Source organism: Thermodesulfobacterium commune DSM 2178, assembly GCF_000734015.1.
Lineage (GTDB): Bacteria > Desulfobacterota > Thermodesulfobacteria > Thermodesulfobacteriales > Thermodesulfobacteriaceae > Thermodesulfobacterium > Thermodesulfobacterium commune.
This window is the reverse complement of sequence record NZ_CP008796.1, coordinates 916,741-933,648: the sequence shown is the minus strand read 5'-3', so window position 1 is coordinate 933,648 and position 16,908 is coordinate 916,741. Positions and strand designations below refer to the sequence as shown.

At 38.4% G+C, this 16,908-nt stretch carries 16 protein-coding genes; 11 read left to right on the top strand and 5 right to left on the bottom strand.

All coding sequences use genetic code 11. The features are described 5' to 3' along the window. The first annotated feature begins 2 nt into the window (after positions 1-2). From HL41_RS04640 to amrB, 11 genes are read left to right on the top strand one after another with little or no spacing between them, the layout of a single operon-like run. Positions 3-1,406: a UDP-N-acetylmuramoyl-tripeptide--D-alanyl-D-alanine ligase gene (locus HL41_RS04640; RefSeq protein ID WP_038060623.1), complete on the top strand. Its 1,404-nt coding sequence runs from the start codon at positions 3-5 to the stop codon at positions 1,404-1,406. Continuing rightward, positions 1,406-2,485 carry a phospho-N-acetylmuramoyl-pentapeptide-transferase gene (mraY, locus tag HL41_RS04635; RefSeq protein WP_022855691.1) on the top strand — a complete coding sequence of 360 codons (1,080 nt, stop codon included), beginning with the start codon at positions 1,406-1,408 and terminating at the stop codon, positions 2,483-2,485. Before HL41_RS04640 ends, mraY begins: the two co-directional genes overlap by 1 nt. Positions 2,486-2,495: 10 nt before the next feature. Then, on the top strand, positions 2,496-3,890 hold the full coding sequence (gene murD, locus HL41_RS04630; RefSeq protein ID WP_038060621.1) for a UDP-N-acetylmuramoyl-L-alanine--D-glutamate ligase: 1,395 nt from the start codon (positions 2,496-2,498) through the stop codon (positions 3,888-3,890). Between the two features lie 5 nt (positions 3,891-3,895). After that, on the top strand, positions 3,896-4,966 hold the full coding sequence (murG, locus tag HL41_RS04625; RefSeq protein WP_158506222.1) for an undecaprenyldiphospho-muramoylpentapeptide beta-N-acetylglucosaminyltransferase: 1,071 nt from the start codon (positions 3,896-3,898) through the stop codon (positions 4,964-4,966). Beyond that, a complete protein-coding gene (murC, locus tag HL41_RS04620) occupies positions 4,959-6,362 on the top strand; it encodes a UDP-N-acetylmuramate--L-alanine ligase (protein ID WP_038060619.1) in 1,404 nt (467 codons plus the stop codon). The genes murG and murC overlap by 8 nt, the downstream gene beginning before the upstream one ends. Next, a complete protein-coding gene (murB, locus tag HL41_RS04615; protein WP_038060617.1) occupies positions 6,346-7,266 on the top strand; it encodes a UDP-N-acetylmuramate dehydrogenase in 921 nt (306 codons plus the stop codon). Before murC ends, murB begins: the two co-directional genes overlap by 17 nt. Next, on the top strand, positions 7,250-7,978 hold the full coding sequence (locus tag HL41_RS04610) for a cell division protein FtsQ/DivIB (protein WP_038060616.1): 729 nt from the start codon (positions 7,250-7,252) through the stop codon (positions 7,976-7,978). The genes murB and HL41_RS04610 overlap by 17 nt, the downstream gene beginning before the upstream one ends. Before the next feature lie 5 nt (positions 7,979-7,983). Beyond that, complete coding sequence (gene ftsA / locus HL41_RS04605) at positions 7,984-9,228, top strand: cell division protein FtsA (protein ID WP_038060615.1); 1,245 nt, start codon at positions 7,984-7,986, stop codon at positions 9,226-9,228. A 3-nt stretch (positions 9,229-9,231) separates the two neighbouring features. Next, positions 9,232-10,359: a cell division protein FtsZ gene (gene ftsZ, locus HL41_RS04600; RefSeq protein WP_038060614.1), complete on the top strand. Its 1,128-nt coding sequence runs from the start codon at positions 9,232-9,234 to the stop codon at positions 10,357-10,359. A gap of 27 nt (positions 10,360-10,386) precedes the next feature. After that, positions 10,387-11,169, top strand: coding sequence for a ParB/RepB/Spo0J family partition protein (locus HL41_RS04595; RefSeq protein ID WP_038060613.1), 783 nt, complete (start codon positions 10,387-10,389; stop codon positions 11,167-11,169). Then, a complete protein-coding gene (gene amrB / locus HL41_RS04590) occupies positions 11,169-12,371 on the top strand; it encodes an AmmeMemoRadiSam system protein B (RefSeq protein WP_038060612.1) in 1,203 nt (400 codons plus the stop codon). The genes HL41_RS04595 and amrB overlap by 1 nt, the downstream gene beginning before the upstream one ends. 7 nt (positions 12,372-12,378) lie before the next feature. Here the strand turns inward: amrB and HL41_RS04585 are convergent, their stop codons facing one another. From HL41_RS04585 to metK, 5 genes are read right to left on the bottom strand one after another with little or no spacing between them, the layout of a single operon-like run. Next, complete coding sequence (locus HL41_RS04585) at positions 12,379-12,999, bottom strand: phosphoribosylanthranilate isomerase (protein ID WP_038060611.1); 621 nt, start codon at positions 12,997-12,999, stop codon at positions 12,379-12,381. A gap of 7 nt (positions 13,000-13,006) precedes the next feature. Then, positions 13,007-13,561, bottom strand: coding sequence for a ferredoxin domain-containing protein (locus tag HL41_RS04580; RefSeq protein WP_038060776.1), 555 nt, complete (start codon positions 13,559-13,561; stop codon positions 13,007-13,009). A 25-nt stretch (positions 13,562-13,586) separates the two neighbouring features. After that, on the bottom strand, positions 13,587-14,240 hold the full coding sequence (locus tag HL41_RS04575) for a riboflavin synthase (protein ID WP_038060609.1): 654 nt from the start codon (positions 14,238-14,240) through the stop codon (positions 13,587-13,589). Between the two features lie 3 nt (positions 14,241-14,243). After that, entirely contained in the window at positions 14,244-15,500 is a 1,257-nt protein-coding gene (gene ahcY, locus HL41_RS04570; protein ID WP_038060607.1) for an adenosylhomocysteinase, read from the bottom strand. A 26-nt stretch (positions 15,501-15,526) separates the two neighbouring features. Beyond that, positions 15,527-16,690 (bottom strand): methionine adenosyltransferase, encoded by a 1,164-nt coding sequence (gene metK, locus HL41_RS04565; protein WP_038060605.1) that lies wholly within the window; start codon positions 16,688-16,690, stop codon positions 15,527-15,529. Between the last annotated feature and the right edge of the window lie 218 nt (positions 16,691-16,908).

Here is a 16,908-nt window from a genome sequence, read left to right as displayed (position 1 = left end):
AAATGAATGTAGAAAATGTGTTTTTTACCGAAGATATCATAAGAGCTACCTCTGGGATGTTGTTAAACGGAGACATGGGCTCGAGTTTTAGAGGGATTTCGACTGACACCAGGATCATTAAGCCAGGGTATCTCTTTTGGGCTTTAAAAGGGAAAAACTTTGACGGACATGATTTTTGGAAAGAGGCTATAGAAAAAGGGGCAAAGGGATTGGTTATTTCTCGATTTTCTTCAGGTTTTAGGTTAGAAGACTTACCTAAAACCATATCTGTTATTTTAGTAAAGGATACACTAAGTGCTTTAGGGGATTTTGCAAAATTTTGGAGAAAAAAACTGAACTGCGTGGTAGTAGCTATCACCGGTTCCTGTGGTAAAACCACCACCAAAGAACTTACCTTTGAAATCTTATCTCGATTTTTCCAGACATTCAAAAACTTAGCCAATTATAATAACCTGATAGGAGTTCCTCTTTCTATCCTTTCTATGAAAGAAGGCACTGAGGTAGGTGTTTTAGAGCTTGGGACAAATGCTCCTGGTGAGATCGCTCGCTTGTCAGAGATAGTTTTTCCTCAGGTTTCAGTGATTACCTGCGTGTATCCTGCCCATTTAGAAGGCCTGGGGTCTTTAGAAGGGATTTTAGAAGAAAAATTATCTATTTTTAAAAATACAGACCTTAACGGAAAGTTGGTTTATTTCTATGACCAAGAACCTCTAAGAGAAAAGGTAAAAGTTTTTAAACAGGAAAAAATTTCCTTTGGTTTTGAGGAAGGAGCTGATTTAAGGGCTAAAAACTTGGAGTTAGATAAAGACAAGCTTAAGGTAGAGATAGCTTTTAAAACCCATAAAAAGTCATTAATCTTACCTCAAATAGGGAAACATAATGTTTTAAATCTACTTGCAGCGATAGCTGTGGGTTTAAGCCTTAATTTAGATTTAGATTCTATCGCAGAAAAGATAGAAAAGGAAGTGCCCCTTTATCAAAGGGCTAAGTGTTATAAAAAAGGAAGGTTTTTGATAATAGACGATACTTATAACGCCAACCCTGGATCTATGAAAGCCTCTTTAGAGTGGTTACGAAGCTTCTCAGATTATCCTCAAAAGATAGTTATCTTAGGAGACATGTTAGAATTAGGGCCTGAGAGCAAGCGATATCATGAAGAGGTAGGAGATTTGGCTAAACAGGTAGCTGATCAAGCCTATTTTATAGGGGAAAATGCTAAATTTTATGCAGCTACCTTTTCTCCAAAGCCCTGTGAGGTCTTTACAACCACAGAGGAATTTTTAGAAGCTCTTAAATTTTTGAGGATTAAAGACCTATTCTTTGGAAACACAGCTATTTTAGTAAAGGGCTCAAGGGGGTTGAGGCTTGAGAGGGTGGTAGAAAGACTTTTGGAGGAACTTGAGTAATGCTTTATCAATTTTTGTACTCTTTAACCGATTATTTTTCGTTGTTTAATGTGTTTAAGTATATTACGTTTAGGATGATCTGTGGTGCGATAACCTCGTTTTTCTTAGTTTATTTTTTGATGCCACCCTTTATTCGGTTTATGAAACTCAAACAGTTTGGGCAAATAGTAAGGGAGGAAGGTCCTTCTCATCATAAAAAAAAGACAGGAACCCCTACGATGGGGGGGACTGTGGTGCTTTTTGCTATACTGGTGTGTTGTATTCTCTGGTGTAAGCTTTCTAATCCTTTTGTATGGTTAGTGCTCTTGGTTACTATAGGGTTTGGTTTGATAGGGTTTTTAGACGATTACTTAAAAATAAAAAGAAAGAAAAATTTAGGGCTTAGAGCCAGAGAAAAGATCCTTTTTCAGATTGTGTTGGTAGGCCTGTTTTATTTTATAGCGTTTAAAGGGCTTGGTTTTTCATCGCAGTTGGTTTTTCCGTTTTTCAAAAACCTGATTATAGATTTAGGAATTGGTTATCTTCTGTTTAGCATGTTGGTGATTCTTGGGAGTTCTAACGCAATGAACCTTACAGATGGACTTGATGGTTTAGCCATAGTACCTTTTATAGTAGTGGCTGGAGTTTACAGCGTGTTAAGTTATGTTGTAGGTAACATAAAGTTTGCTACCTATCTTTTATTACCTTACATACCTTATGCCAGTGAATTAGCTATCGTTTGTGCCATCTTTATAGGAGCGGGATTGGGGTTTTTGTGGTATAATTCCTATCCAGCAGAGATTTTTATGGGAGACGTAGGTTCTTTAGGGTTAGGGGCAGGGTTGGGGTCTATCGCTATTTTAGTAAAACAGGAATTTTTGTTGGTGATAGCTGGAGCTCTTTTTGTGATGGAGGCGCTTTCTGTGATGTTGCAAGTGGCTTATTTTAAGCTTACCCATGGAAAAAGGATTTTTAAGATGGCACCGTTACATCATCATTTTGAACTTTTAGGTTGGCCAGAGAATAAAGTAGTGGTAAGGTTTTGGATTATCTCGTTGATTTTTGGGCTTATAGCTTTAAGTACTTTAAAAATTAGGTAGGTGAAAGATAATGGAAATCTCAGGAAAAAAGGTAGTAGTTATCGGTTTTGGAAAAAGTGGACAGGCTGCTACTAAACTTTTACTCAAAAAAGGGGCTAAGGTTTTGGTTTCTGAGACCAACCCCAGAGAAAAATTTGACCCCTCTTTGATTTCTAAATTTGAAACCCAAGGGGTGGAGTTTAAGTTTGGAGGTCATGAAATAGAAGATTTTTTGAAATCCGATTTAGTAGTCGTAAGTCCAGGGGTTCCAAGAGAGGTCTATCAGGAATGTTTGAAAAAAGATATCCCGGTGTTAGGTGAGCTTGAACTTGCCTGGCAGTTTTTAAGAAATAAAGAGCAAGTTATAGCTATTACCGGTACCAACGGGAAAACTACTACTACCGCTATGGTTTCTGACCTTTTAAAGCTTTCAGGATATAAGGTGTTTACCGGCGGAAATTATGGTATCCCCCTTTCAGAACTGGTTTATCGTGAAACCGAGGTAGACAAAATCGTACTTGAGGTATCCAGCTTTCAGTTGGAAACCATAGAGACGTTTAAACCAAAGGTAGGAATTTTGCTTAACATTACCCCCGACCACTTAGAGAGATATGAATCAGAAAAAGAGTATGCCTATTACAAGTATAGGCTTTTTGAAAATCAAACCTCTCAAGACTATAGCATCCTTCCTTTAAACGAACCTTGGTTTTCTCATTTTCAGGACTTGGTGAAGGGGAAGGTCTGCTTTTTTTCTGAAAAAGAAGAAAAGACAGCTCAAGTTTATTTGAAAGATGAAAACCAATTTGTATTAAGGATAGGGGATAAAGAAGAGGTATATTCTTTTAAGGGTTTTAAGTTATTGGGTTTACATAATAAGTTAAACTATATAGTTGCAAGTTTAGGAGCACGTCTTATGGGGGCCTCTCCTTCAAGTGTTGAAAGACTGATAACGGAGTTTAAGGGGTTCCCCCACAGGATAGAGTATGTAACCTCTTTGGGAGGGGTGATTTTTATCAACGATTCTAAGGCCACAAACGTAGATGCCACTTTACAGGCTTTAAAAGGGCTTGAGGGTAGATTTATCCTTATCATGGGAGGAAGACATAAAGGAGCCTCTTATAGTCCTCTAATTCCTTATATTAAACAAAAGGTTAAGGCTTTGGTGTTGATGGGAGAGGCAAGGTATGTGATAGCTGAAGAGTTAGGCCAGGTAGTGGAAACCTATCTTGTCGAAAACTTAGCGCAGGCTGTAGCCATTGCTTTAAAATTAGCTGAACCTGGAGATTGTGTGCTATTGTCTCCTGCTTGTTCCAGTTTTGATCAGTTTAAAAACTATGAAGAAAGAGGAGAGGTTTTTAGAGACTTGGTTTTTAAATATGCCCCTCTTTTTCTTAAAGGTAATGAAATAGACGAGGTATACCATTGAGGTGGTTGATTGTAGGCGGAGGAACAGGAGGACATCTTTTCCCAGGGATAGCGGTTGCAGAAGAATTGCAGAGGTTGGGTAAAGAGATTTGTTTTGTTTCTGGCAAAAGAAAGATAGAAAAGACCATACTTAAAAATAGGCCTTTTAAAGTTTATGAACTTGACGTAGAAGGATTTTTAGGAAGGTCGATGTTAGATAAGTTTAGGGCTGGGTTAAAGATGGTAAAAGGGATATTTCAGTCTTACCGGTTAATAAACCATCTTAATCCAGATATTATTTTTGCTACCGGGGGGTATATTTCTTTCCCTGTGGTGATCGCAGGAAAAATAAAAAACAAGATTACTGCCCTTCATGAGCAAAACGTAGAGCCTGGACTGGCTAATAAAATACTTTCTTACCTGGTAGACAGGGTTTTTATAAGTATCCCAGGTAGCGAAAAGTCTTTCCCTAAGGGAAAGGTAGTTTTTTCAGGAAATCCTGTCAGAAAGTCTATCTTGACAAAAAGGCCTAAGGAACATACAGGTTTAGGGTTGTTGATTTTAGGAGGTAGTTTAGGGGCGAGGTTTATTAACGAGTTAGCCTTAGAAATTATGCCTAAACTGCTGATCCAGTTTAAAGATTTATTCGTTTTTCATCAAACAGGGATGGAGGAATACGAAAAGGTTAAAAATGCTTACGATAAAACAATACCTAAGGATTGGCAAGAAAGGGTTAGGGTTTTTCCGTTTATAGAGGATATGGGTTGGGCATATTCTCAGGCAGACCTGTTTTTAGGAAGGGCTGGGGCTACCACCTTGGCTGAGCTTTTTGCCGTGGGATTGCCAGCTGTTTTTATTCCTTTCCCTTATGCTACCCGAGACCATCAAAAGAAGAATGCCTTGAGGGTGGCTGAAAAAGGAGGGGCGGTGGTTGTAGACCAAAAAGAGGCGACCCCAGATAAAGTTTTACAGGTTTTGAAGAATTTGCTTAACGATAGGAAAAAACTACAGGAGATGGCTGAAGCTATGAAAAGTTTTTTTGTCCCTTCTTCAGAAAAGATCATCATCGAGGAGCTTGAGAGGTTGGCTAATGTTTAAGGTTTTTGGTCATAAAGATGGGCCTAAAAGGATACATTTTATAGGGATAGGCGGCGTAGGAATGAGCAGCTTAGCTATGGTTTTGCACTCTTTGGGACATAAGGTCAGTGGTTGCGACCTTAACAAAAGTAAATATACCGAAATGTTAGAGAAACAAGGGATAAAAGTTTATTACCAACACCATGAAGACCACCTTAAAAAGGTAGATATAGTGGTTTATTCCTCGGCGATTTCTCAGGACAATCCAGAGCTTTCTAAGGCTAAAGAAATGGGAATTTGGGTTATTCCTCGGGCCCAGATGTTGGCAGAGGTGATGAACCTTTATCCAAAAAGTATTGTGGTAGCAGGTTCTCATGGTAAAACTACGACTACCTCTATGATAGCAGAAATGTTGCTTAAACTGGATAAAAGCCCTACGGTCATAGTGGGAGGGATCATATCTAACATCAAAACCCATTCTGTTTTAGGTAAGGGAGATTATTTGGTGGCTGAAGCTGATGAGAGTGACGGTTCCTTTTTATGTTATAACCCTTACATAGAGGTAATCACCAACATCGACGTAGAACATTTGGATTTTTATGCAGACTTCAACGCTATCAAAAAGGCTTTTATCAATTTTATAAAAAAATGTTCTCCTGAGGGACGGGTTATAATCTGTGGAGACGATCCAGGGGTAAAAGAGGTACTTAGAGAGATTGCAGGACCTTTTTTACTATATGGTTTTTCGTCAGGAAATCAGTTGAGGGCAGAGGTTATAGAAGAGGACGAAGGTTATCCTTTAGTAAAGCTTGTGTTTCAGGAAAAGTTTTTAGGACAGATGAGACTTTCTATCCCTGGTAAACATAATGTGTGTAATGCGTTAGCTGCTATAGGGGTAGCTTTAGAGCTTGGTCTTCCGATTAAACAGGTGATAGAAATTTTACAAGAGTTTAAAGGAGCAGGAAGAAGGCTTGAGTTTAAAGGTGTTTGGAAAGGAGCAGTCCTGATAGATGACTATGCGCATCATCCTACCGAAATCAAAGCTTCTCTTGAAGCCTTAAGAAAGGTTTATAAAGATAAAAAGCTTGTGCTTATTTTTCAACCCCACCGTTATACCAGGACTAAGTTTTTATGGGATAAGTTTTTGTTAGCCTTAAAAGAACCTGATATTTTGGTTTTAACTGAGATTTATCCTGCAAGTGAAAAACCTATACCTGGGATTTCAGGTTATATCCTTTTTGAAAACCTAAAAAATCTTAGAGGAGGAAAACCTACCTTTTTTGTAGAAAACTTAGATAACATAAAAGAGCTTCTTGAAGATATATTAGATGAAAACCAGGTTGTTATTACTATGGGAGCAGGGAACGTTTATAAAATCCACAAATTACTCTTAGAAAAAGATGAGGCAAGAAATTAGAGAATTTTTAGAAGAAAACAAAATTTTCTATTTAGAAAACGAGCCGTTGGCTTCCTATACTACCATAAAGATAGGTGGACCTTGCGATCTTTTGGTTTTTCCCAAAGAAAAGGAGGTTTTAGTAAAACTACTAGAGTTTTTGGAAAATACAGGGACACCTTTTTATATTTTGGGTGGAGGAAGTAATCTTTTGGTTGCAGACGAAGGGTTTAAAGGGGTGGTGATTAGTTTAAAAAGATTAAAAGGGATTGAGGTTTTAAGTGAGGGAAAAGACGAGGTAGTTTTGAAGGTCAAAGCTGGAACAGGGGTTAATGAGCTTATAAGTTTATGTCTTAAAAAGGGTTTTTCTGGTATGGAGTTTTTAGCAGGAGTTCCTGCAACCATAGGTGGGACAGTTAGGATGAACGCAGGGGCCTTTGGAAGAAGTATTTCTCAGGTAGTAAAAAAAGTCCTACTTTACCATAAGGGGGATTTAGTCTATTGTGAAGTTAGTGAGGAGGACTGGAGTTATAGAAGGTTTAAAAAAGAGGGGGTTATTTTAGAAATAGAGGTTAAGCTTGAAAAAAGTGAAAAAGAGGTAGTAAAAAGAAAAGTTTTAGAGATTTTAAACAAACGGAGACTTACCCAACCGATCTCTAAAAGAACTTTTGGGTCGGTGTTTAAAAACCCTCCTTGTTACTATGCCGGTCAGTTGATAGAGGCCTGTGGTTTGAAAGGTTATAAGGTAGGAGGAGCAGAGATATCTAAGAAACATGCTAATTTTATCGTAAATTTAGGTAAAGCCAAGGCTAAAGATGTGTTAGAATTGATGAAGTTGGCTCAAACAAAGGTATGGGAAAAATTTAGGGTAAAGTTAGAACCTGAGGTAAAATTTTTGGGAATAGAAAATGGAGAGATGTTTTAGTTTGCTAAAAAGACCAGTATTTTGGGGAATTATAAGTTTTTTAGTTTTGGTAGGGTTGGTTGTTTATTTACTTTATTTTACAGATCTTTTTGTTTTAAAAGAGATTAAAGTCAGTCCTACCAAAAGGGTAAGTAAAGAAGAAATCATCAAGCTTACAGGACTTAAAGGGGGTGAGCGTTTTTTTGCTATCTCACTAAAGGATTTAAGAAAGCAGATACTGGCTAACAAAAACATAGAAGAGGTAACGATTGTTAGGTGTTTACCTGGTACTTTAGAATTGGTGATCAAGGAAAGAGAACCCTTGGCTATCATAGTAAAAGATAATAAAGGGTTTTTAATAGATAAAAAAGGCGTGATTATGGAAGGCATTTTACCAGAAGATTATTTCTTTTACCCTGTTTTAGAGTTAAAAAGCGAGGTATCGAAAGATAAATTTTTTGAATTTCTTTCTTGGTTAAAAAACAACAAGAACTATTTGCCGGTTTATGAAAACATTGCTAAAATTGTATTGGAAGACAACAAGATGATTATGGTTACCAAAAATCAGATTAAGATTTATTTCCCTTTAGTTTCTGAAAAAGATTGGGTTTATTTTTATAAGAACCTCGATAAGATAATGGCCTATCTTTATGAAAACGGACAGACAGAAAAAGTAGAATTGATTCGGTTAGACTATCCTTTAGGGCAAGCCTTAATCAAATTTAGGGAGTGATTAAGATGGGTAAAGAGACAGGAATTTTGGTAGTAGATGTAGGGACTACCAAAGTATGTGCTTTAATAGGAGAAGAGAGAGAAGGAGAACTTTGGGTTACTGGAATTGGTATAGCTCCTTCTCAAGGGTTAAAAAAAGGCATGGTTTTAAACATCGATGAAGCAACACAGAGTATCAAAAATGCTATAGAAAAGGCTTTATCTCAGGCCAAAATAGGCATAGGAAGTATTTATGTGAGTATAGCTGGGTCTCATATAAGAACTATTTCTGGGATGGGTGTGGTAGCTTTAAGACAAAAGTGTGTGACAGAAGAGGATGTAGAGGAGGTCCTTAGGTCAGCTCAGAATTTAAATCTCCCCCCTGAAACAGAGATTTTGCATGTTATCCCTCAGGAGTATATTTTAGACCAGCAAGGAGGGATTTTACAGCCTGTTGGGATGACAGGGGTAAGGTTAGAGGCTCATGTAAAACTTATAGTTTGTAATCGTTCTGCTTTGCAGAACCTACTTAGATGTTTTGAAAATCTCAATTTAGATGTAGATGGCGTTATTTTCCAGGGACTTGCTTCAGCTGAAGCAGTTTTGACTCCTGAAGAAAAGGAATTGGGGGTAGTGCTTTTAGACTTTGGCGGTGGAACTACAGATGTAGTGATTTACTGGGATAACGTTTTAAGAGGGGTGTTTTCTATTCAAGTAGGGGGGGAACACTTAACCAACGACTTAGCGGTTGGGCTGAGAACTTCGAGAAAAGAAGCAGAAAGGCTTAAGATAGAAAAAGGGGTTTGTTTAAGAGAACTTGTGGAGGAAGAGGAGATCTTAGAGGTAACAGGTATCGGTAATCGCCCCCCAAGAAAAGTAAGTAAAAAGTTTTTGGCAGAGATTTTAGAACCTAGGGTTAAAGAGCTTTTTGAGTTGATAGAAAATGAGCTTCGAAAAGAGGTTTTAAGTCAGTTTAAAGGTTTTGATTTTAAGTCTAAGATAGGAAGTGGAATGGTAATTACTGGAGGTTCTTCCCTTATACCTGGTTTGGTCTATTTAGCAGACCAGATGTTTGATTTACCTGCTCGTGTAGGCTATCCTGTAAGACTTTATGGTCTCACTGAAGAGGTCTATCATCCTCAGTTTTCTACCGCGGTAGGTATGTTGCTTTATGCATACAAGTATGGAGAAAGGTCCGAGGGTAAAGAGGAAAGAGAAGGTATTTTACAAAAGATAAAACAAGGTATAAAAAAATTTTTAAAAGGAGGCTAAGATATGAGCATCCCTTTTGAGTTGATAGAAGAAGAAATTAAGTTACAACCTAACATCAAGGTAATAGGTGTAGGTGGTGCTGGAGGGAATGCTGTTGCTAATATGATTAGAAATAAACTTTCAGGGGTAGAGTTTGTAGTAGCTAATACAGATTACAAGGTGCTTGAGCTGAATCCAGCTCCTATAAAGATTCAGTTGGGGAAAAAACTTACCAATGGAATGGGCGCAGGTGGAAAACCAGAAATAGGTAAAAGGGCCGCAGAAGAAAGCGAAAAAGAGATCCGAGATGTTTTGAAAGATGCAGATATGGTGTTTATTGCAGCAGGTATGGGAGGAGGTACGGGAACTGGTGCAGCTCCGGTGATAGCTAATATATGTAAAGAGCTTGGAATTCTTACTGTAGCAGTAGTAACCAAACCCTTTTCTTTTGAAGGAAGGCATAGGATTAAAATAGCTGAGGAGGGGTTGGCAGAACTTTCTCAGTTTGTAGATACTTTAATTACCATTCCAAACGATCGGTTGCTTACCCTTGGTTCTCCCCATGAAAGATTGGCAGAGATGTTTAAAAAAGCCGATGATGTATTATATTATGCAGTAAGAGGTATTTCTGACCTTATTCTTTCTCCAGGTTATATAAACCTTGATTTTGCAGACGTTAAGGCGGTGATGAGTGATAGCGGAGGTATGGCTTTGATGGGTATGGGTGAAGCCGCAGGAGAGGGTAGGGCAGAAATAGCTACCCAGATGGCAGTCTACAGCCCTCTTTTAGAAGACGTTTCTATTTCAGGGGCTAAAGGGGTGTTACTTAACATAAGCGTTAACCCTGAAAATTTTACCATCCATGAAACTCAAATAATAACCAGTATGATTTCAAAGGAGATCCATCCAGATGCTAAGGTATATTTAGGTGTAGTCTTTGATGAATCTTTAGGAGAGGTTTTAAGGGTTACGGTGATTGCTACAGGGCTTGAATCTACTAAAAAGGAAGAGAAAAACGGGAAGGTTGTTAACATAGAAGAAGGGGTAAAAAGAAGAGAAGAGAGAGAAAAAGTTGCCAAATTAGAAGAAGATTCTTTAGAAGATACTGATGTGCTTGATATCCCGACATTTCTTAGAAGAAACGCAGACTAAAAAGAGAAGTTTCTAAGAGGTGAGGATATGAGAGAGATAGCTACCTTTGAAGATCCTGTAAAAAAACAACCCCTTACCTTGGCTGTCTTTGGAATAGAAGAAGTTCATAGACCACCTTTTCAACGCGACCTTTCAGAAAGCTTAAAGAAACATTTAGAGCTAGCTATAGAAAAATTGGGTTTTTTAACTCCCATCGTGGTGGTGCATAAAGATGGAAAATATTATGTAGTAGATGGTCAACATCGTTTGGAGGCTATGCGGGATATAGGGGCAAGAGAAATAGTGGGGATAATTGTAGATGAAAGTTTGTATCATCATATCTTAGAGTTTAACACCGAGAAACCACCAAACGTTAAAGAAAAGTCTAAGCAAGCATATAGACTGTACCAGGAACTTTTAAAAGAAGATGAGAATCTGATAGAAGAAGAGTTGTTTACCTATTTTAAAGACCCTATGTATATTACCTTTGGTTTTGCGATAGAAGAGTTTGACCCTAAGTTTCCTGCAAGTTTTTATGAAAGTTTTGTATCTAAAATAGACGAGTTTTTAAGAAAACCTCTAAAAGAGGCGGTAGAAGAGAGAAGAAGAAGAGCTCAAGCTTTGATAGATTTAAATCAGGTGGTTAACCAAAAATATGCTGAATTTGGGTGGGATAATGCCCTTCTTAAAGGAGAGATTGTCCGTAAAGCGGTACAAAAGGCTTTTGGTGTAAGAGTGAGAACCATAGAAGAAGAATTTTATGCTGCCATAGATAGGGTTAAACAGGCCTGTGAAAGCCTTACCCTACAAGATTTCGGAGAGGTAGAGTAATGGAATTAGAATATCCTGTAGATTTTAAACCTATTTTAAGGTATGTAGATGTAATACCTGCTGAGCAAGAAGGCCAACCTGTTTTTCTACTAAGAGACCCTTTAGGGTTTATAGATGAACTGGTGGTAGTGCCTCAGTATCTTGCTTTTTTACTTGCTTTGATGAACGGACAAAACGACTTAAGAGACCTTCAGTCTGAGGCTACTAAACAGTTTGGTCAAATAATCCCTTTGGAAGAAATAGTTAAAATAGTTAAGTTTTTGGATGAAAAAGGGCTTTTGTGGTCTAAAACTTTTGAAGAAATCAAAGAAAAGGCCTATTCCAGATGGTTTTCTTATCCTTTTAGGGCTATGGCACATGCTAATTCTGCCTATCCTTTGTCTGCGGCAGAGGCTAAGTTTTTTATAGAAGACATTTTAAAACTTGGGTCTTCTGAGGATGGTAAACCACCTAAGGTTTTGATAGCTCCTCATATTGATATAAAAGCAGCTCCTAAGTCTTATGCAGAAAGTTATAGCAGGTTTAAAATACCACCTGGCTCGAGGGTAATTATTTTAGGGGTGGGACATCACTTAGACCTTCCTTTTTCCGTGCTTACTAAAGACGTGGCCACCCCTTTTGGTCTGATCAAAAACGATAGAGGAGGGTTGTTTTTCTTAAGAACTTCTAAAAAATTAGAGGTATTTCCAGACCATATAGCTCACCGTTTAGAACACTCTATAGAGTTTCAAGCTCTATTTTTACATTATCTCCTAAAAGACCAGTTTATGGTTTTACCTGTGTTGGTAGGTCCTATGCCTACTCTTTTTGAAAATCCAGAGTTAACAGAAAAGTTTGCTGAAGGATTAGCTCAGCTTATGGAGGATGGGAAGACCTACTTAGTCTTAGGGATAGATTTTTGTCATCTTGGTTTAAGATATGGAGACCCCTTTGAAGTCTCTGAAGAACATGCTAAGCAAGCTTTAAAAAACGATGAAACCCTTTTAAACCTTGTTTTCAATGGGACCAAAGACGAGTTCTTAGAAAAAGCCAAACAGTCTCTACCTTTAAAGGTATGCGGTCTTTCTACTCTGTGTCTTACTAAACTGATTATGGACAAGTTAAGGGCCAAAGGTGAGTTAAAGTTATATCATCAAGAGTTTGTTCCCTTTGGACAAGGCTCAGCGGTATCGGTAGCTTCTGCAGGTTATTATGTAGTTTAAAAAATAATTAATTTTCTAACTGTCTAAAAAGATTGTTTATTTTTGCGTAATCCTTGATTCCAGGGGAAATTTCTACTCCAGATGAGAGGTCGATAGCATAGGGACTTACGGTTAAAATAGCTTGTTTTACATTTTCTGGGGTTATTCCTCCTGCTAAAAAGACTTTATAGCCATGGTCTACCAACACCTTGGCTAAACTCCAGTTAAAGGTTTTTCCTGTGCCCCCTGGTACACCCTTTACAAACGTATCCGTAAGGATCGCATAAGCCTTTTCCCAGGGGGCAATAAGGTCTAACTCTACCTTATCTTTTATTCTAAAAGCCTTGATAACACGGGAAAGACCAATTTTTTTAGCAAACTCAACGGTTTCTTCCCCGTGAAGTTGAATTAAATCAATACCTGTGTCTAAAACTGCCTTTGCTTCTTCATAGGTTGGATTAACCAATACTGCAACCTTTTGGATATCTTCTCTTACATAACCTAAGAGGTGTTTCAGGTTTTCTCCCACATACCTTGGAGATCGAGGGTATAACACAAAACCTACATAATCTACAGGAAATCGGTTTAAAAACAGTATATCTTCTCTGCGGGTTAACCCACAGATTTTTATCTTGGTTTTTAAGGCCATTAGAGGTTTATTTTACAGGGGGCCTATCAAAATAGATGTTTTTCCCCTTTACACTTAAGGGTATTCCCATGATTACGGTGCCTTTTATCAAGTTTAACCGTTTGGCTGCAACTCCTACCGTATACATGATCCTGTTGTCCACACAAAGGTCTTTAGCCTTGGCTACAGCAGACCCTAAGGCAATGCCCATGTCTAAAAGCTTTATTCCACATACAGGTCCGTCAAAATCAAGCGAGCTTTTTTCCTGTTTTACCAGCTCTTCACACCTAAAACCACATATACCACAATCTAACCCTAAGGGTTTGTTAAAATTAAGGGAGATAAGGATAACTGCATCAGAATTTCTGACGTTATCTGCATCTCTTTTAAAAAATTTAAAAGCTGCGCCCTTTTCTTCAGCGATTTTTTCCATCTCTTGAGCAAGTTTTTCTCTTTCCTCAGGATCAGTAATCAAACCAAAAACCAAATCATCTACCCCTTTGGCTTTAGGAGCAGTCCTTGCTGCAACTAATATTTGTTTAGCTAACTCCTCTACAATTTCCAATTCTGGATTGACCTTCATAGCTACCCCCCTTATAGGATGATGGTTATAAAAACCCATGTTGTTTTAGAAATTCTAACGAAAGCTGCGATTTTTTTTCTTGCTGGTTTAGGTAAGGAGAAAGCCATTTATGTACCATCTTGGCTATCATGTCTATTTCTATGTTGACTAAATCTCCAGGCTTCAGGTATTTCAAGGTGGTTACCTGGTAGGTATGAGGGATGATCATAAGTTCAAAGGAGTTTTCTTTTACCTTGTTTATGGTAAGACTTATTCCGTCTACGGCAATAGATCCTTTTTCAACTAAATAAACTGCTAAAGCCTCAGGTATTTCGATTAAAATTTGATAAAAATCACCTAAAGGATTGATGTTTAATACCTTCCCTATTCCGTCTATGTGCCCAGAAACAAGGTGTCCTCCTAACCTGTCGCCTACTTTTAAGGCTCTCTCAAGGTTGACCCAATCACCCTGTTTTTTGTATTTAAAGGTGGTCCTGTTTAGAGTTTCTGGAGAAATATGGGCTTTAAAGGTTTTGGGTTTTACCTCTATAGCCGTTAAACAAACGCCGTTTACTGCAATACTATCACCGATTTTAGTGTCTTCCAACATAAAAGAAGTTTGCACTTCTATAATTAACCCCCCCTTCTCCGGGAGAAGGGAGATAATCCTACCTTCTCCTTCTATCAGTCCTGTAAACAAGACTTAGGTCCCTTCCTCCCAAGAGGTAAGATATTTTTGTTGTTCCGGAGTAAGGGTGTCTATTTTAATTCCCATGGCTGCAAGCTTTAACTTAGCCACCTTTTTGTCTATTTCTTCTGGGACGGAATAAACAGTCTTTTGTAGCGTTTTATGATTCTTTACTATATATTCCACACATAAAGCCTGGTTTGCAAAACTCATATCCATAACCCCAGAAGGATGCCCCTCTGCAGCGGCTAAATTGACCAGTCTTCCCTGAGACAGCACGTAGATTTTTTTGCCGTTCTTTAAAGTATATTCCTCTACCTCTTTTCTGATGGTTCTTACCTGGGTAGAAATTTCTCTTAGGGACTTAAGGTCTATTTCTACATCAAAATGTCCGGAGTTACAGACGATAGCACCATCCTTCATCTTTAAAAAGTGCTCTTTTCTGATGACTGATTTGTTACCGGTGACTGTGCAGAAAAAGTCTCCTATTTCAGCGGCTTCATCTAAGGGCATTACCAGATAACCCTCCATCACCGCTTCTAAGGCTTTTAGAGGGTCTACTTCTGTAACCACCACCCTTGCCCCCATTCCTCTAGCTCTCATCGCAAGACCTTTCCCGCACCAACCGAAACCACAAACCACAAACACCGAACCGGCAAGTAACCGATTAGTAGCCCTCAAGATGCCGTCAAGGGTTGACTGCCCTGTGCCATAACGGTTGTCAAAAAGATGTTTGGTTAAGGCATCGTTTACCGCGATGATAGGATATTTAAGAAGTCCTTCCTTAGCCATTGCTTTAAGCCTGATAACTCCAGTTGTAGTTTCTTCTGTTCCTCCCCAAACTTTTTCAGCCTGCTCTGGTCTTTCTTTGTGAAGGGTACTTACTAAGTCTGCTCCGTCATCTATGGTGATTTGTGGTTTTTGGTCAAGCACAGCGTTTATATGAGAATAATAAGTGTCTCTGTCTTCTCCTCTAATAGCAAAAACAGGGATGTCAAAATATTTTACCAAGGCTGCAGCTACTTCATCTTTAGTAGAAAGAGGATTAGAGGCACATAAAAATACCTCAGCTCCTCCTTCTTTTAGAGTCCTTACAAGGTTGGCTGTTTCAGTGGTCACATGTAAACAAGCACCTATTTTTATCCCAGCTAAAGGTTTTTCTTTAGCAAAATGTTCCCTTATTTGTCTTAAAACAGGCATATCCATTTCAGCCCATTCTATCAACTTTAAACCTTCATCAGCTAAACTTAGATCTTTAACATGATATTCCATCGATTTGAAACCCTCCTTACAACGTTCTATTTATCAAAACCAGCAAGTTCTTTAATCTTTTCTACCATGTCCAATTTTTCCCAGGTAAACTCTGGTTCATTTCTGCCAAAATGTCCATAACAGGCAGTTTTTCTGAAAATAGGTCTTCTTAAGTTGAGATACTCTATCATGTGCTTAGGTCTAAAGTTAAACAGTTTGTTGATAATATCTAATATTTTTTCTACAGGAATAGTTTCGGTGCCATAGGTATTAACATTGATGGCTAAAGGTTCTGGTACTCCTATAGCATAAGCTACTTGTACTTCAAGCTCTTTAGCCACTCCAGCAGCAACCAGGTTTTTAGCCACATATCTTGCATAATAAGAAGGGGTTCTATCTACCTTTGTGGGGTCTTTCCCAGAAAAGGCACCACCTCCGTGATGTCCCCTTCCTCCGTAGGTATCCACAATAATTTTTCTTCCAGTCATTCCACAATCAGCCAAAGGACCTCCTATTACAAACCTACCTGTCCCGTTGATGATAATCTTTGTGTCTGGTTTTAAATGTTCAGGGGCGATGACTTTTTTGATTACTTCTTCCATGATGGCTTCTCTTAATTCTTTAAGAGTAACTGTTGGGTCGTGTTGGGCTGCTATTACTATAGTATGAACGTCCACTGGTTTTCTCATCTCATAACGTATAGTTACTTGGGTTTTACCATCTGGTCTTAAGAAAGGAAGGATGCCTTTTTTTCTAACCTCAGCAAGTCTCATGGCTAATTTATGGGCATACCAGATAGGCATAGGCATAAAATCAGGAGTTTCATCGCAAGCATACCCAAACATAAGACCTTGGTCTCCAGCTCCTATCTCTCCGTCCCGATCAATCCCCATAGCTATATCTGGACTTTGTCTATCTATACTGATAAGAACCGCACAGGTCTGATAGTCAAATCCTAGATCAGAATGGTTATAACCGATTTCCTTTACTACTCCACGGGCGATGGTAGGATAGTCTATGCGGGCCTCTGTAGTAATCTCACCAGCTATAAGGATCATTCCTGTATTAACCAAGGTTTCACAAGCTACCCTGGCATAAGGGTCTTTTTCTAAGATGGCATCTAAGATGGCATCAGAAATCTGATCTGCTACCTTGTCCGGATGTCCCTCTGTAACTGATTCTGAGGTAAATAAAAAATTTTGTACAAGCATAGTAAGACCTCCTGCAATTTTTATGTTAGTTTTTGCTTAATATATGTTGCGTTGTATAGTAATAATATGGACAACAACAAAATAAAGAGGGACAAGGACTCCATAACTCTTAGGCTTAAAAGCCTCGAGAGGAGTCTGTCCCCCTGTCCCTCAACTCCCAATAAGTTGGTTAGGCTTCCTAAGCCTCTGCCACATGGGAGGATGGAGCGAGGGACTTT

Bases quoted from the DNA above. Each gene is read 5' to 3' on its own strand.
- HL41_RS04640 (WP_038060623.1), top strand. From the start codon at position 3: ATGAATGTAGAAAATGTGTTTTTTACCGAAGATATCATAAGAGCTACC.
- mraY (WP_022855691.1), top strand. From the start codon at position 1,406: ATGCTTTATCAATTTTTGTACTCTTTAACCGATTATTTTTCGTTGTTT.
- murD (WP_038060621.1), top strand. From the start codon at position 2,496: ATGGAAATCTCAGGAAAAAAGGTAGTAGTTATCGGTTTTGGAAAAAGT.
- murC (WP_038060619.1), top strand. From the start codon at position 4,959: ATGTTTAAGGTTTTTGGTCATAAAGATGGGCCTAAAAGGATACATTTT.
- murB (WP_038060617.1), top strand. From the start codon at position 6,346: ATGAGGCAAGAAATTAGAGAATTTTTAGAAGAAAACAAAATTTTCTAT.
- HL41_RS04610 (WP_038060616.1), top strand. From the start codon at position 7,250: ATGGAGAGATGTTTTAGTTTGCTAAAAAGACCAGTATTTTGGGGAATT.
- ftsA (WP_038060615.1), top strand. From the start codon at position 7,984: ATGGGTAAAGAGACAGGAATTTTGGTAGTAGATGTAGGGACTACCAAA.
- ftsZ (WP_038060614.1), top strand. From the start codon at position 9,232: ATGAGCATCCCTTTTGAGTTGATAGAAGAAGAAATTAAGTTACAACCT.
- HL41_RS04595 (WP_038060613.1), top strand. From the start codon at position 10,387: ATGAGAGAGATAGCTACCTTTGAAGATCCTGTAAAAAAACAACCCCTT.
- amrB (WP_038060612.1), top strand. From the start codon at position 11,169: ATGGAATTAGAATATCCTGTAGATTTTAAACCTATTTTAAGGTATGTA.
- HL41_RS04585 (WP_038060611.1), bottom strand. From the start codon at position 12,999: ATGGCCTTAAAAACCAAGATAAAAATCTGTGGGTTAACCCGCAGAGAA.
- HL41_RS04580 (WP_038060776.1), bottom strand. From the start codon at position 13,561: ATGAAGGTCAATCCAGAATTGGAAATTGTAGAGGAGTTAGCTAAACAA.
- ahcY (WP_038060607.1), bottom strand. From the start codon at position 15,500: ATGGAATATCATGTTAAAGATCTAAGTTTAGCTGATGAAGGTTTAAAG.
- metK (WP_038060605.1), bottom strand. From the start codon at position 16,690: ATGCTTGTACAAAATTTTTTATTTACCTCAGAATCAGTTACAGAGGGA.